Annotated in this window: 14 protein-coding genes and 1 tRNA gene; 6 read left to right on the plus strand and 9 right to left on the minus strand. The window is 63.7% G+C overall.

Annotated features, from left to right (window positions below; all coding sequences use genetic code 11):
- Window positions 1-44 precede the first annotated feature (44 nt).
- Complete coding sequence (locus tag TX72_RS01680) at window positions 45-947, minus strand: Ycf66 family protein (protein ID WP_011127207.1); 903 nt, start codon at window positions 945-947, stop codon at window positions 45-47.
- Between the two features lie 49 nt (window positions 948-996).
- Window positions 997-1,119 (minus strand): photosystem II reaction center X protein, encoded by a 123-nt coding sequence (psbX, locus tag TX72_RS01685; protein WP_011127208.1) that lies wholly within the window; start codon window positions 1,117-1,119, stop codon window positions 997-999.
- A gap of 79 nt (window positions 1,120-1,198) precedes the next feature.
- Here psbX and TX72_RS01690 point away from each other — a divergent pair, with 79 nt between their 5' ends.
- Window positions 1,199-1,528, plus strand: coding sequence for a YggT family protein (locus tag TX72_RS01690; protein WP_144416551.1), 330 nt, complete (start codon window positions 1,199-1,201; stop codon window positions 1,526-1,528).
- Here TX72_RS01690 and accC read toward each other — a convergent pair.
- Window positions 1,521-2,867 (minus strand): acetyl-CoA carboxylase biotin carboxylase subunit, encoded by a 1,347-nt coding sequence (gene accC / locus TX72_RS01695; RefSeq protein WP_011127210.1) that lies wholly within the window; start codon window positions 2,865-2,867, stop codon window positions 1,521-1,523. The two genes, TX72_RS01690 and accC, sit on opposite strands and share 8 nt — an antisense overlap.
- Window positions 2,868-2,985: 118 nt before the next feature.
- Here accC and TX72_RS01700 point away from each other — a divergent pair.
- The 3 genes from TX72_RS01700 to msrB all read left to right on the plus strand — a co-directional run bounded on the left by TX72_RS01700 (window position 2,986) and on the right by msrB (window position 4,773).
- Window positions 2,986-3,067: transfer RNA gene (locus tag TX72_RS01700), tRNA-Leu, on the plus strand.
- A gap of 10 nt (window positions 3,068-3,077) precedes the next feature.
- Window positions 3,078-4,349, plus strand: a complete 1,272-nt coding sequence (locus TX72_RS01705) for a glycosyltransferase family protein (RefSeq protein WP_011127211.1) — start codon at window positions 3,078-3,080, stop codon at window positions 4,347-4,349.
- A 28-nt stretch (window positions 4,350-4,377) separates the two neighbouring features.
- Window positions 4,378-4,773: a peptide-methionine (R)-S-oxide reductase MsrB gene (msrB, locus tag TX72_RS01710; RefSeq protein ID WP_011127212.1), complete on the plus strand. Its 396-nt coding sequence runs from the start codon at window positions 4,378-4,380 to the stop codon at window positions 4,771-4,773.
- Between the two features lie 3 nt (window positions 4,774-4,776).
- Here msrB and TX72_RS01715 read toward each other — a convergent pair whose 3' ends face one another.
- The 5 genes from TX72_RS01715 to TX72_RS01735 are packed head-to-tail and all read right to left on the minus strand — an operon-like array spanning window position 4,777 to window position 11,189.
- A complete protein-coding gene (locus TX72_RS01715; RefSeq protein WP_011127213.1) occupies window positions 4,777-5,082 on the minus strand; it encodes a hypothetical protein in 306 nt (101 codons plus the stop codon).
- 37 nt (window positions 5,083-5,119) lie between these two features.
- The gene (locus TX72_RS01720; protein WP_011127214.1) at window positions 5,120-6,142 is read right to left on the minus strand and encodes a PRC-barrel domain-containing protein; all 1,023 of its coding nucleotides are present in this window, start codon (window positions 6,140-6,142) and stop codon (window positions 5,120-5,122) included.
- A gap of 36 nt (window positions 6,143-6,178) precedes the next feature.
- Window positions 6,179-9,790, minus strand: a complete 3,612-nt coding sequence (gene smc, locus TX72_RS01725) for a chromosome segregation protein SMC (RefSeq protein ID WP_011127215.1) — start codon at window positions 9,788-9,790, stop codon at window positions 6,179-6,181.
- Window positions 9,791-9,840: 50 nt separating this feature from the next.
- A complete protein-coding gene (locus TX72_RS01730; protein WP_011127216.1) occupies window positions 9,841-10,200 on the minus strand; it encodes a hypothetical protein in 360 nt (119 codons plus the stop codon).
- 2 nt (window positions 10,201-10,202) lie between these two features.
- On the minus strand, window positions 10,203-11,189 hold the full coding sequence (locus TX72_RS01735; protein WP_011127217.1) for a hypothetical protein: 987 nt from the start codon (window positions 11,187-11,189) through the stop codon (window positions 10,203-10,205).
- Between the two features lie 91 nt (window positions 11,190-11,280).
- On the opposite strand from TX72_RS01735, the gene TX72_RS01740 reads away from it, so the two are divergent.
- A complete protein-coding gene (locus tag TX72_RS01740; RefSeq protein WP_011127218.1) occupies window positions 11,281-11,694 on the plus strand; it encodes an ElaB/YgaM/YqjD family protein in 414 nt (137 codons plus the stop codon).
- Window positions 11,694-12,083 carry a phage holin family protein gene (locus TX72_RS01745; RefSeq protein ID WP_011127219.1) on the plus strand — a complete coding sequence of 130 codons (390 nt, stop codon included), beginning with the start codon at window positions 11,694-11,696 and terminating at the stop codon, window positions 12,081-12,083. The genes TX72_RS01740 and TX72_RS01745 overlap by 1 nt, the downstream gene beginning before the upstream one ends.
- Window position 12,084: 1 nt before the next feature.
- Here the strand turns inward: TX72_RS01745 and TX72_RS01750 are convergent, their stop codons facing one another.
- The gene (locus tag TX72_RS01750; protein WP_042504109.1) at window positions 12,085-13,227 is read right to left on the minus strand and encodes a THUMP domain-containing class I SAM-dependent RNA methyltransferase; all 1,143 of its coding nucleotides are present in this window, start codon (window positions 13,225-13,227) and stop codon (window positions 12,085-12,087) included.
- Window positions 13,228-13,867: the final 640 nt, after the last annotated feature.

Here is a 13,867-nt window from a genome sequence, read left to right on the forward strand (position 1 = left end):
GCTTGTGGCCAGCAGCAGCAGCAGCAGCGGCGATCGGACTGATGTCAGTCGTCGAAGCGGGAGCTGTTGTCCCGGGGGCGAGATGTTGAACCGCTGCTGCGGGAACTTCGGGGGGCCGGGCGATTGCCGGAACTCTCTGGTCGCCCTGAAGGCCTGTTGGGTGTTGTCATTTTCTTGGCGCTGTAGGCAGCATCTTCAGCGGCGGAACGGCTGGGTTTCGCCGATGTGCTGGGGCGAGTTTCGGCCTCGGCTGCAGACTCGACGGCACTGCGGCCCGTGGGACGGCTGCCACGGCGCTGGTCCTGGCGCTGGGTGCGGCGGTCACCAAAGTCGGCACGTTTCTCCCGTGGTTCATCACCAGCGCGGAAACGGGCCATGCGGCGGGAGCGTTCATCGTCCTGACGAGCCGAGCGTTCTTCTGGGCGTTCGTCGTCACGACCGCGGCGGCTTTCAGCCTGTTCAGGAATGGCAGCGCGGGATGTGGCTGTGCGACGCGGGCGGTAGCTCTCCTCCATCGGCTCCTCATCGAAGCGCTCTTCACGACCGCTGAAACGCCTGCGCAGCGGTTGGGGTTCGTCAAAGCGGTCGTATCCATCGTCCCAGCTGCCTGTTAAGCCCCCCGGTGCCTCACGTGGTGGTGCTGGTTCGTCATCGAAATAGGCGGAGCGTCGGGCCTGTTCCGTGGCCACACCGCGCAGACGAACACTTTCGTAGGCGAAAAACACGGTGGTTCCTGCCAACAGGAACTGGCCGAACTGAAGAATCGGGTCCAGGCGCCAGCCCTGAAAGAACAGGATGCCTCCGCACAGCAGACCGATGGCCGCAAAGAAAACGTCGTAATCCCGCGCCAAGGCCGGCTTAAACGAGCGCATGAAGTACAGCATCGCCCCACCAACGGCCAGCACGATGCCGACGATGCTGGCCCAATTCAGACTGGCGTTAACCAATGAAGCGCCTCCTCAAGACGTTCAGTTTACGAGGGGCGCCAGGGTTGGATCAGAGCTTGCGGTCGAGGCGGTCGGTCTGACTGATCAGGATCAGGCCAATGGTGGCGGGGACCACAACGATCAAACCTCCCCAAACGAGGCTGCTCAGGAAGTTGGAGAGGGAGGGGGTCATGGCGTCGGTGCCGTCGGGTTCAAAGCCGAAGCGATCCTAGGGATTAGGACCCGCTTTCTACGATGCCGGTCCCAATGCTTTGAGCTTTGTGACGCCCTCGCTGCTTCAGGTGCTTCCCGTCGTTCATCTGGCCCTGGGGTTGCTGCTTGCGGCGCTGACCCTGGCGTTCCTGCTGCGGATCGTGCTCACGTGGTATCCCCAGGTGGACCTGAAGCAAGGCGCCTGGTCCTTGATTGCCTGGCCCACCGAGCCGGTACTGTCACTCACCCGTCGGGTAGTAGCTCCGATCGGTGGGGTTGATGTCACCCCGGTGATCTGGGTTGGGTTGTTGAGTCTGCTGAGGGAGCTTCTCGTGGGACAGCAGGGACTGCTCTCCCAGGTGCTGATGCGCTCTCAGGCGATCAGTTGAGCATGTCCTGCTCGACGAACTTGGTGTGAACGTCGCCGTTGATGAACTCCGGGCGATCCAGCAGGGCTAGATGAAATTCCACCGTGGTGGGAATCCCAGTGACGGCGCATTCATTCAGGGCGCGTTTCATCCGCGATAACGCCACGTCGCGGTTGCGACCCCAGACGATCACCTTTCCGATCAGAGAGTCGTAGAACGGCGGGATGTCGTAGCCGGTGTACACATGGCTATCGACACGGACACCAGGACCGCCCGGTGGAAGCCAGCCGGTGATGCGCCCAGGTGCTGGTCGGAAATTGTGGGTGGCGTCTTCGGCGTTGATCCGGCATTCGATCGCATGGCCGGAGAGGTTGATCTCCCCCTGCTGAACGCTGATGGGCTCTCCACCGGCAATGCGCAGTTGCTCGGCGATCAGGTCGATCCCGGTCACCATCTCCGTCACCGGATGCTCCACCTGGATGCGGGTGTTCATCTCCATGAAATAGAACCCACCGCTGCGGTCGAGCAGGAACTCGACAGTGCCAGCGCCCTCGTAGTTAATGCTGCGGGCTGCGGCCACGGCCGCTTCACCCATGCGACGGCGTAGATCAGGATCCAGGGCCGGGCTGGGGGCTTCCTCCAGCAGTTTCTGATGGCGTCGCTGAATCGAGCAGTCCCGTTCGCCGAGGTGAACGACATTGCCGTGGCGGTCCGCCAGCACCTGCACTTCCACGTGCCGGGGGCGATCGATGAATTTCTCCATGTACAGCCCGGGATTACCGAAGGCGGCCTCCGCCTCTCCCTGGGCGGCCTTGAACAGATTGTTCAGCTGGTCCGGGCTCTGCACCAGACGCATGCCACGGCCGCCGCCTCCGGCGGTGGCTTTGATCATCACGGGATACCCCATCTGCTCCGCCAGCACGGCGGCATCCTGTGGTCCCGCCAGCAATCCCTCGCTGCCGGGAACGGTTGGAACGCCCACGGCCTGCATGGTGGCCTTGGCGGTGGATTTGTCCCCCATGGAGCGGATCGCGTGGGGGGAGGGACCGATGAAGGTCAGGCCGTGGTCGCCGCACATCTCGGCGAATTTGTCGTTTTCAGCCAGGAAGCCGTAACCGGGATGGATCGCGTCGACCCCGCGGGAGGTGGCGGCGGCCAGGATGTTGGGAACATTGAGATAGCTCTTGCTGCTCAGGGCGTCGCCGACGCAGACCGCTTCATCGGCCAGCTGAACATGGAGCGCGTCTTTATCAACCGTGCTGTAAACGGCCACGGTGGCGATGCCGAGTTCGCGGCAGCTGCGCAAGATCCGGAGGGCAATTTCGCCGCGGTTGGCGATCAGCACTTTGCCGATGGGCATCCCGCAGCAGTTCAGGCCTGATGGCGGATCGTATCAGTGACGACCGGAATGATCTGGGCCCTGACCCCCGGTCGGTATGATCACTCCTCGACAAAGCCCGAGCGGCTGAGTCGACCACGCGGATGTGGTGGAATTGGTAGACACGCACGTTTGAGGGGCGTGTGGCTTCGGCCTTGCGAGTTCAAGTCTCGCCATCCGCACTCCATTTCCTTGGCCAGACCTGCGACCGACGACCCCGGGCCTGCCGTTGTCCTTGTCACCAACGGACCCGGAGAACTGACCACCTGGGTTCGTCCGTTGGCGGAACGCCTTCACGCCACCCTCCCCCTGAGGCCGAGAACGTCGGGTACTGCCGCGAGCCTGCAGTTGGTGCTGGTGCCCTGTCCGAATGCCACCGGTCAGGAACGGGCGGCGGCCGAGCCCTGGGGCCTGTTCGAACGCATCACCCCTGCAGCGCGGTTCTGGGACCTGCTGCTGCGACCTGGGCGCTACGGCCCCTGGCCTCGGCGAGGGGTTGTGGTGTTCCTGGGAGGCGATCAGTTCTGGACGGTGCTGCTATCGGCTCGCCTGGGGTATCGACACATCACCTATGCGGAGTGGGTGGCGCGCTGGCCCGGTTGGAACGATCGGGTGGCCGCGATGTCGGAGGCGGTGCTTCAGCAGCTGCCCCGCCGCTTTCAGCCCCGCTGCCGGGTGGTGGGTGATCTGATGGCGGATCTATCCACGTTTGCTCGACAGGCCACCCCGTTGCCGGAGGGGGAATGGATCGGTTTGCTGCCGGGCTCCAAGCCGGCCAAGTTGAGCATCGGCATGCCGTTTCTGCTGGAGACGGCGGATCGCCTAGCGCAGCTGCGTCCAGGTTGCCGCTTTCTGTTGCCGGTGGCGCCGACCACCAGCGTGGGGGAGTTGCTGCGTTTTGCCGGAGAGGCCAATCCCATTGCCCGCGCTTACAGCGGTGCCGTGATGGATGTCAGCGATGGGGTGCTGCGGACCCAGGCCGGCACTCGCATCGACCTCATCGAGCAGCACCCTGCCCACGGACCCCTCAGTCAATGCCAATTGGCCCTGACCACCGTTGGCGCCAACACGGCGGAACTGGGCGCACTGGGGGTGCCGATGATCGTGATCGTGCCAACCCAGCACCTGGAGGTGATGCAGGCCTGGGATGGAGGCCTGGGTCTGCTGGCCCGTCTGCCCGGTCTGCGGCGGATCATCGGTGTGTTGCTCTCCCTCTGGCGGCTGCGCAACAACGGATGGATGGCCTGGCCCAACATCAGTGCCGGTCGGGCGGTGGTGCCCGAACGGGTCGGGGCCATCACACCCCAGCAGATCGCCGCGGAAGCAGCGGAATGGCTGGCAGCACCGGAGCGATTGCAAGGCCAGCGCGCTGACCTTCAGGCTTTGCGAGGGCGACCCGGTGCTGTTTCTGCTCTGGCGGAGGAGGTGCGCCAGTTGCTGCCTCGCCAGTTGGACTCTGCCTAGGGTTTAACAGCTTTTCCTGAAGTGTCCGATGTCCGAGCGAATCGAACGCTCCCCTGAGGAGTGGAGGCAGACGCTTTCTCCGGAGCAGTTTCAGGTGGCCCGCTGCGGTGGCACCGAACGGGCATTCACAGGGGCTTACTGGAACAAGAAAGACAGCGGCACCTACCACTGCATCTGCTGCGACGCACCGCTGTTCAGCTCGCAGACCAAGTTTGAGTCGGGCACCGGCTGGCCCAGCTTCTGGGATGGGGTTTCCTCGGAGGCCATCACCACCAAGCAGGACCTGAGCCACGGCATGGTGCGCGTGGAGATCAACTGCGCCCGCTGCGATGCCCACCTCGGGCATGTCTTTCCTGATGGCCCCGCTCCCACCCGTCAGCGTTATTGCGTCAACAGTGCCTCGCTGGACTTCAAGGCCAGTTGATCCTCAGGGCTGCCAGTGCAGCTGCCCGGTGCCGCCGTTGCAGTAGTTGGTGGCCTTGTTGCGCTCACTGACGCGCACGTCCTGACGGATCTGGCCATCGCTGAGTCGATGGCCACTGAGGACCTGGCGGTAGCGTTGTTCTACGCAGCGTTCCAACCCGTCGGGCTTGGCAACGTTGTAAGCAATCAGGCTGAGCAGAATCAAAACCCCGCCGCGGTACAGCCAGGTCCAGGGCTGGCGCCCTGCTGGTATGGGGGCAGGGACCGCACGCAGACGCCGCTCAGGTCGTCGGACTGGCGGAGACGTCACGCAGGAGTTGGGTGATCACCCGCGAATTACACCGTCCTCACCAGGGGTCGTCCAGGTCGTCGTCAGAAGCTGTCGGCCGGCTGCGGCGCTGCGGTTGTTCGCGCTCCATCGGTTCCCTTCCCATGGGTTCTCTATTTAATGGTTCCACATCCATGGGCTCAACATCCATGGGCTCAACATCCATCGGCTCACGCTCTGGTGGCATGGCGCGGCGCGACACCGGCATCGAGCGGCGTGGCAGCGGATACGGATCCTCAGGCTCCTGATCGAGATAACGGCGCTGAGGCATCTCGTCGCGGCGCTGCTCCTCTAGCTCCACATATTCCAGATCCTCCTCCGGTTCAAAGCGGGCGGTCTCTGAAGCGGTCAGCCGCCGTTGTTCCTCCTCCACCGGTTGGCCGGAGCTCAACTGGTTCTCCACCGGCACCAGATTGACGCGATAGCGCTCCCGCTCCTGCTCCTCCCAGCTCGGTCCACCGACCCCAAGCTTCTCCAGCACACCGCTGTTGAGCTGCTTGAGTTTGTCTTCAGCGCCCTCGTAAACAATGATCCGATCCGGGCCGCTGCTGACGATCTCCTCCACCGGCATTTCCCAGGTGCTGAGAACGCCTTCCCCCAGCAGGGGCACCCCCAGGGCACCCATCACCAGGGTGGTGAGTTCACCGGTTTCGATGTCGAATGCGAACCCGAGCACCCGGCCGAGCTGTCGGCCGGATTCGGTGATTACCTGGCAGTTGATCACCCGGCCATAGCGCTCAGGATTGAAGCCGTCGCTGAGGGAATCGGCAGAATCCACCAGGATCACGTCCCCCACCTGACGGATGCGGTCCAGCGGCATCCAGCGGGGCAGACCCGGCAGGAAGCGGGTCAAGGGGTTGTCACGCAGTCCGACGGCCACCACTTCGCGGCGGTCGATGTCGACGATCACCTCGCCGACGACCCCCAGTCGCCGGCCAGTGTCGCGGGTGATCACCTGGGTTCCCATCAGCTCCGAGCGCAACCAAAGGCGGTCGCTGGGCACCCCGGCCTGGGCGTCGTTCGCGGGAGGGGTCAGACTCATCGCGCCATTGTGACGTAAGGGTTCTGCTATGCCAGTTCAGGCGGCATCGGGAAGTCCGACCACCTGGGTGTGGGCGCCGCGGGCTTGGGTCACACCGATGGTCCGTTCCGCCGCCGCAATCATCGGTCGGCGGTGGCTCACCACCATGAACTGGGCCTGCTCGGCCTGCGTGGCAATCAGTGCGGCCAGGCGTTCCACGTTCACGCCATCAAGAAAGCTGTCCACCTCATCCAGGGCATAGAAGGGGGAGGGGCGGAAGCGCTGCAGCGCAAACAGGAAGCTGAGGGCGGTGAGGGATTTCTCCCCTCCAGACATTGCCGCCAGCCGCCGCACCGCTTTCCCCTTGGGATGGGCCACCAGGGTCAGGCCTCCCTCGAGGGGGTCGTCGGGATTCTCCAGTTGCAGTTGGCCGTCGCCATCGGAGAGGGAGGCAAAAATCTCCCTGAAATGACCATCCACGGCGGTGAAGGCCTCCATGAAGGCCTCCTGGCGCAGGGTGGCGACGGTTTCGATCCGCAGCAGCAGCTCTTCCCGTTCGCTGTTGAGCACCTCCAGTCGTTCGTTGAGTTCGGCCAGCCGTTGCTCGAGGGCCTCCAGTTCCTCCAGCGCCAGCATGTTCACCGGCTCCAGCGCCTCCATGCGTTGCTGAATCGTCTGCAGGTCGGCCTGCAGGGCTTCCAGCCCTGCAAGTCGTAGCTCCTCGGGAATCTCAGGTTGGGGATCCGGCAGGGCCTGCTCCATCTCCTGCAGCCTCACGGCGCCACTGCGTTGCTCCTCGATCAGTCCCTCGCGTTCCTCCTTCAGCCGCTCCAGGTTCCATTCGGCCTGCTGCAACGCCTGCCGTTGGCGGCCCACCTCCGCTTCAGCGGCATCCCTGGCGCGGCGCTGCTCGCCGAACCGTTCCTGTAGATCCGACTGTTGTTGCTGCAGGGAACTGCGCTGTTGTTGCAGCTGTAGCTGTTGCTCGCGCCAACTGGTGTGGGTTGCGGCCAGGGCCTGAACAGCCTCCTGCAGCCGGCGCTCCTCCTCCTCAAGGGTCTGGCGCTGGTCCCCCAGACGTTCGATCGCCAGCTGCCGTTCGCGTTGGGATTGCAGCAGCGCGTCCCGTTCCTTGCGGGCGCTGTCCAGGCGGCCATCAGCCGCCTCCAGATCCTGCTGCAGTTGCTGCCAGGCGCCGGCATCGTCATGGCCGTCGCTGTTGCGTTCAGCGGCTTCCAGCTGGTGCAGTTCCTCCTGTAGTGGCGTCAGCTCCTGTCCGATCACCGCCAGCCGTTGCTGCTGATCGCTCTGCTCCTGTGACAGGCGGCTCAGGCGTTCAGCTCGCTGCCGGCTGCGTTCCAGCAGGGGGCCATGGTTGCGGCGGGCGGCATTGCGTTCGGCCACCAGGGCGGCCTGGCGTTGTTCCAGCTCCCGCAGTTGTGGTTTCTGCTGCTCCAGGGTCTGGGCCAGCTTTGATTCCTCCCGGCGGCAGGCGGCCAGGGTTTCCCCCAGTTCCAGCAGGCGCCTCCGCAATGGCTCTGCTTCGTCTTGATCGCTGCTGCGGCCAAAACTCAGTCCACCGCTGCGGGGGGACAGGCTGCCGCCGGTCATGGCGCCACTTTTCTCCAGCAGCTCACCATCGATGGTGACGGCGCGGCTGCGGCCGAGCTGCTGACGGGCACTGCTGAGATCGCTGAACACCAGCGTGTCACCGAAGACGTAGGCAAACACCTGGTCGTAGACGGGCTCAAACCGCACCAGGTCGACGGCGCGGCCCACCAAGCCATCGCTGTTCTCGCCTCCGCCGGCGCGGGGCCCCCGGGCGAAGGCAGCACCGCTGTTGCCACCGCCTGGGGCGCGGATCTTATTGAGGGGCAGGAAGGTGAGCCGGCCGGCGCGGCGGCTTTTGAGCAACGCGATGGCCTGGGCGGCGATGCGGTCGTCATCGACCACCACCTGACCGAGACGGGCGCCGGCGGCCACTTCAAGGGCGAGTCGGTGACAGTCCTCCACCTCCCCCAATTGCGCCACCGGGCCATGAATGCCGTTGAGACCGGCCTCCAGCAGCAGGCGCAGGGCGCCGGTGCCGCGGGTCTCCTGCAGTGCGTCGCGGCGGCTTTCCAACCGAGCGATCTCCCGTTCCAGCCGGGTCTGCTCCTGCTCCAGTCGCGATCGGGTGCGCTGTTGGATCGCCAGGGAGTCTGCGGTCTGCTGCAGCGCCTGTTTTCCGGACGAGAGGCTCTGGAGCAGGGCCTGCCAGTCCTGCTCCAGCTGCTCCAGTCGCTGCTGCACCGCCTGCTCGTCGTTGCCGTCCTGCTGTTGCTCCTGCTGCAGTTCCGTCAGCCGTTCCGCGTCCTGCCGCAGCCGCTCCTGCAGTTGCTGCTGTTCCTCCAGCAGCGGTGCCAGGGCGACCTGCAGCTCCTGGCGACGGCCGCTGCGTCGTTTCTGCTCCTCCAGCCAGGCACCGGAGCGGCCGGCGACATCACCAAGGCGCCGCCTGGAGACCTCCACCGCTGCTTCCGCCCCCCGACAGGTGGCCTCGGCAGCAGCCAGAGAATTTTGATGGGGATCCTGCTCAAGCTCGCGGGACTGGTGCAGCCAGTCCTGGCGGCGGTTGGCCAGGTCATGGCGCAACCCCTGCAGCCGCTGTCCTTCCTCCTGATGGCGGCCGGCCTGCCGTTCCAGCTCCCGAGCGCTGGTCTCCAGACCCTTCAGCTCCGCCTGAACCGCCAACAGCTGATCTTCCCCCAGGGCTTTCACCTGCTCCTGCAGGGTTTGCAGTTCGGCGCTGGCCTTGCTGAGACTCTCCTTGCCGCTGGCGATTGCCGCAGCATCCCGTTGCTCCTGGGCTTCAAGGGCCTGCTGACGGCTGGCCAGATCCCTGAGTGCTTGGCCTGCCGCTTCGAAGGCCAGCACCATCTCCTGACGGCGGCCCAGCTGCAGCCGTTCCCGCAGTTGCTGGTACTGGCGAGCCTTGGCGCAGTCTTTTTCCAGGCGCTGGCGACTGGCCAGCAGTTCCTGTTCGATGATCCGGCAGCGGTCCTGCCGCTCCTGCACGTCGTCGAGCTTGCGGCGGGTCTGCTCGATGCGGCTGTCGAACAGGGCAACACCGGCCAGTTCGTCGATGAGGCCGCGGCGGTCGCGGTTGCTCATCGAGACGATGCGGGTCACATCGCCCTGCATCACCACATTGCTGCCTTCGGGGTCGATGCGTAGCCGCCTCAACTGGGTCTGCAGTTGCTGCAGGTTGCAGGCCACCCCATCGGCGCTGTAGCTGGAGCTGTAGGACCCCCCAGGCATCACCCGCAGCTTGCGGCTCACGGTCCATTCGGTCTGCCCCGGTTTGATCCAGGGACCCTCCTCCGGCGCCTCGAGACCGTCTTCAGCAGCATCCGGCTGCCAGTCGCTGAGGTCGAAGCGGACGCACACCGTCGTCTCGGCGGCCTTGCCCGCCTTAAGCACGGCGCTGTTGATTAGATCCGGCAGGCGGTCTGCTCGCATCCCCCGGCTGGTGGCCAGGCCAAGGCAGAACAGGACGCCATCAAGAATGTTGCTCTTGCCCGAGCCATTCGGTCCCGTCACCACGGTGAACCCCTGCTCGAGGGGGATCGTCATCGCCCCACCGAACGACTTGAACTGCGTCAGCCCGACCTGATTGATGTGAACCAACAGGAGCGGGGGCTGTCAGCGAGCTGAAAGTAGCGGAGCAGACGAAAAGCTCAAGTGCGCGTTAAGGAGCATTGCCCGGCCTGGATTCGCAGCAGACCCTGCAGGTCGCCATCGAGCAGGGTCAACACCAAAGGATCCGCGGGGTTGTCCGGGAGCGAACCGCTGAAGTGACCGGACATGACGCGCTCCGCCCAACCGCGCCCGCCTGAAACGGCGGCACTGCGGTGCTCCAGCCACACCAGCCGGTGGGGGGCGAGAGGCACAGCTGGCTGGCTGATGCCATTGAGGGCTGGAACCTTGGCCAGGCGCCAGGTGCGGCAGGCGTCGCCGTCCTCCAGCAGTAGATCAAAGTGGCAGCCGCTGGGGTCGTCCGGGGCGCCGGTGTGGCGCAGTAGGGCGTAACGGGCCATGGTCAACGCTGGAGAGTCCGGCAGATGCGCCAGCTTTCCCATTCCACAAGCCAACGCTGATGCCAACGAAGTTCAGCTTGTTCAGTTGGGGGCTCGTCGGGGAACAGGGTTGCCCAGTTGGCCTCACCCCACACCCGCTGGGCGAACGCGTCGTTGCCGCTGCGGTAGTGCGCCCGGATCTCGCGATAGAGAGCAGGCGTTAGTCCGTTGTAACGCTCCTTGGGCCAGTCATGGCGCTTGGCCGCGGCTTCAAGCTTGCGAAACGCATGCTTGCGTTCGCGCCGCCCGGTCAGGGGACGTTCCTGGAGAGCGCGCTGATGCAGCACCTCCAAAGCGGTCGTTATCGCTAGTCGTCCGGGCTGTTCGTTGACACGTTGAATATCTCGCCAGGATGTGGTGCTGGCGGTCCCGATGACGTGGAGAAGTTGTTGAAACGGATCTGCGGCCTTCGTGCCGCCATAGGGAAGAAGATGTGCGGTCAGACGAGGATCCTCAAGGATCCAGCCGAATAACCGCCAGGGATCGCATTCGCCCCGAGCTTTGGTGTGATCCATCTTTCGCCGGGCGAAGGTCTCGAGGCTGCAGTCGAGACCAAACTTCTTGACGTGCTGGGTGTATTGGGAATTGAGATAGTTGGGTTGATCGCGGATGAAGGCGACCAAGGTCACGCTGCAGCCTTTGTTCAGGAATGCCTCGGTGAGCCAGGTGCCATGACAGTCTCCGGGCTGGTTCGGCTCGGGTGCCAGCAAATGGGACAGCACCTCGTTGGAAATCAGCAGCGTGCTGTTGTTGCGCTTTCGGGCCTGCCGCAGCTTCTGGCGCCAGGGCTTGAAATCCCGCTTTTTGGCGGCTGATTTCAGTTGGTTTTTGCTGTCGTCATCGAAACTGATGCCAAGGCGATCGAGAAGTTCAGCATTGGCTTCCAACCGTTTTTGAATAGCGGTGGAGCCGGTTTTATGCATGCCGATGTGCAGAACCACCTGCGTCATCGCGATCAGCCCATCTCATTTGTGTTTTCAACTGGATTGTTGCAGCGGATTGACGCTCACTACCCTGTGAAAAGACTTCTTTCAAGCCGCCATGGACGCGCAGCCCAACGGCAGCTCCGATCATCATTTCCGCGAGCGCTTTGACAGCCTGCTGCCGAGCATCCGTCGCCGCTGGCCGGACCTGGCCCAGCACACCTTGGAAGCAACTCGAGGAAGCATGGATGAGGTGGTGCGCTTAATCGAGCAGAACACTGGACTGACCCCCCAGGGGGTGCGGGAGCAGCTTGAGGAGCTGATGCACTCAGCGGGAGAAGGGGGACGTCATCTGGCCGATAGTCTTGATCCGCTGGAACAGCAGTTGGAGCAGCTGCTGGATGAGTTGAACACAACCCTGCGGCCTCGGATTGAACAGCCTGTGCGGCAGCGGCCCCTGCTGGCCGTGGGCGTAGCCCTTGGGGTGGGTGTGCTAATCGGCTCGCTGCTCAGTGGCGGACGGCGTTCTTGATGACCGATTCCCAACAACAACCGCGAGGATTCGGAGCCGCTGCACGGGTGACGGCATTGGCGGCCTCTGTGATGGATCTGCACGTGCGGATGGCCCTGCAGGAGGTGGATCGGGAGAAGCGCCGGTTGATCAGTGGTGGGCTGTTCATGGCCATCGGTGGCACCTCGATGCTGTTGGCGCTGCTGGCCGGCGAGGTGGCTCTGGTGCTGTGGATTCAACAGACCTGGAGCCTGAGCCTGAGTCAGGCCTTGCTGGCTCTGGCCAGCGCCAACCTCGTACTGGCGGGTATCAGCCTGCGCATCGGCGGTCAGGTGCTCAAAGCACCGTTCCTGCCACAGACCCTTGAAGGTCTGAGCCGAACGGTGCGAGCCGTACTGGGTCGCGATTAACTCAACGGATCCCGTAGTTCAGCCAGCGGCAATCGATACCGCCATTGCTCACGGGGATGCGACGGCTGGCCTTAAGCCGTAAGGCACCAGTGAGGGAAGCGTTGCCGCTGAGCAACCACAGCTGCCAGCCTGATGCTTGCTCGCGCACGAAGGATCCAAGCAATCGGTAGAGCTGTTCGAGATCGTCTTCGCTACCGACGCGGTGGCCGTAGGGCGGATTGCACACCAGCAGCCCTGGCCCTGGAGGGAGTGTCTGCTGCTCAAAGCTGCCGGAATGAATGGAGATCAGTCCGTCAAGACCGGCGGCTCGGATGTTGTCGCGGGCCTGATCTGCGATCAATGGATCCTGCTCATATCCCACGACGGGGGCCAGATCAAGGTCGGAGCGACGGCGTTGGCGAGCCCTGGCGTGTTCGCGCTCCCAAAGCTCACGATCAAAGTCGGCCCAGCCTTCCAATCCGAACTGTCGACCGAGACCTGGAGCCTGTTGCAGGGCCATCGTGACGGCTTCGATCAACAGAATTCCGCTGCCACAGAAAGGGTCCACCAGCGGCATCCGACCATCCCAGCCCGTGAGTTGAATCAGCCCAGCAGCCAGGTTCTCCTTCAACGGTGCGGCTCCCATGGCAGCGCGGTAGCCCCGCCGGTGAAGGCTGACGCCACTGCCATCCAGGCTCAGGACCGCACCACCACGGTTCAGGTGGAGATGCAGAGCCAGGTCTGGATGAGCCAGGTCGATCGACGAACGCTCTCCCCAAAGCTCCCGTTGCAGATCCACCAGAGTATTCTTCACCTGCAGCGCGGAGTAGTGGCTGTGGTTCAACCCTGGCGCTGTTCCGGTCACGTCCACTCGGAAGCTCATCGAGGGATGCAGCCACTGCTCCCAATTCAGCGCGTTGCTGATGCCGTCGTAAAGATCAGCCCGGCCCTGACAGGGAAAAACCGCCATCTCCCTCAGCAGGCGGAACGGCAGTCGAGCTTGTAGGTGCAGCCGATAGAGGCAGGCCATGTCGGCCTGAAACGCTGCTGCCCGGCGCAGGGGCTGGACTCCATGGGCCCCCAAAGCGACTAGTTCGTCGCAGCCCAGCGTTTCCAGCCCCTGGGGCAGCACCGCCACGCCATTGAGACGGTTCCCTCGACCCAAGACCGTTGTGCTCCAGGTCACCACTGCTGTCACAATGACAGGGTCCGGTTCACCGGACTAGGTGATCCACACCAGTGTTTCGGACAGCGGTTCGATTCCGCTCAGCTCCATTCACCCTTCCACAAGGGGCTGCAATGGTTTCGACGGGGCATGAGGAGGGTGACTGAAGCCTGCTCGGTGAGAGCAAACCCGTAACTGCGAACAACATCGTTCGTTTCTCCCGTCACGCAGCCCCTGTTGCTGCCTGACCCTTAGGGGAGATGGGGTGAAGTCAGCCTTATCACCCAAATGACTCATGGGGGCTGGAAGGCCCCTCAAACCATTTCACCGCAGGGGAAGACGGCATTACGCCACTTCCCAAAAATCGCGGTGATGCCATTCCTGATGCCAATATCCCGCCTGTCTTGGCGGGTATGGATAAGGCGGAGGAAAGCGGCCAGTTCGCAGTGGTGGTTGGCTGCGTCGCCCAGCTCAACAAGATGATGGCTCTAGGTGCAGACCAGAAGGGTTTCCGTGGTCATTCGACGCACTACAACCGGCGCTAAAAAGGCATCAGCACAATTGTCCTTACCGGTGTTTCAACGCCTGCTTCCGCTGGTGCCGTTGTTCATGCTTCTTTTTGGTATCAATTAAGCCAATT

It is taken from the genome of Parasynechococcus marenigrum WH 8102 (assembly GCF_000195975.1).
In the GTDB taxonomy this organism is placed as follows: domain Bacteria; phylum Cyanobacteriota; class Cyanobacteriia; order PCC-6307; family Cyanobiaceae; genus Parasynechococcus; species Parasynechococcus marisnigri.

Bases quoted from the DNA above. Each gene is read 5' to 3' on its own strand.
- TX72_RS01730 (WP_011127216.1), bottom strand. From the start codon at position 10,200: ATGGCCCGTTACGCCCTACTGCGCCACACCGGCGCCCCGGACGACCCC.
- TX72_RS01740 (WP_011127218.1), top strand. From the start codon at position 11,281: ATGGACGCGCAGCCCAACGGCAGCTCCGATCATCATTTCCGCGAGCGC.
- accC (WP_011127210.1), bottom strand. From the start codon at position 2,867: ATGCCCATCGGCAAAGTGCTGATCGCCAACCGCGGCGAAATTGCCCTC.
- TX72_RS01745 (WP_011127219.1), top strand. From the start codon at position 11,694: ATGACCGATTCCCAACAACAACCGCGAGGATTCGGAGCCGCTGCACGG.
- TX72_RS01735 (WP_011127217.1), bottom strand. From the start codon at position 11,189: ATGACGCAGGTGGTTCTGCACATCGGCATGCATAAAACCGGCTCCACC.
- TX72_RS01720 (WP_011127214.1), bottom strand. From the start codon at position 6,142: ATGAGTCTGACCCCTCCCGCGAACGACGCCCAGGCCGGGGTGCCCAGC.
- psbX (WP_011127208.1), bottom strand. From the start codon at position 1,119: ATGACCCCCTCCCTCTCCAACTTCCTGAGCAGCCTCGTTTGGGGAGGT.
- msrB (WP_011127212.1), top strand. From the start codon at position 4,378: ATGTCCGAGCGAATCGAACGCTCCCCTGAGGAGTGGAGGCAGACGCTT.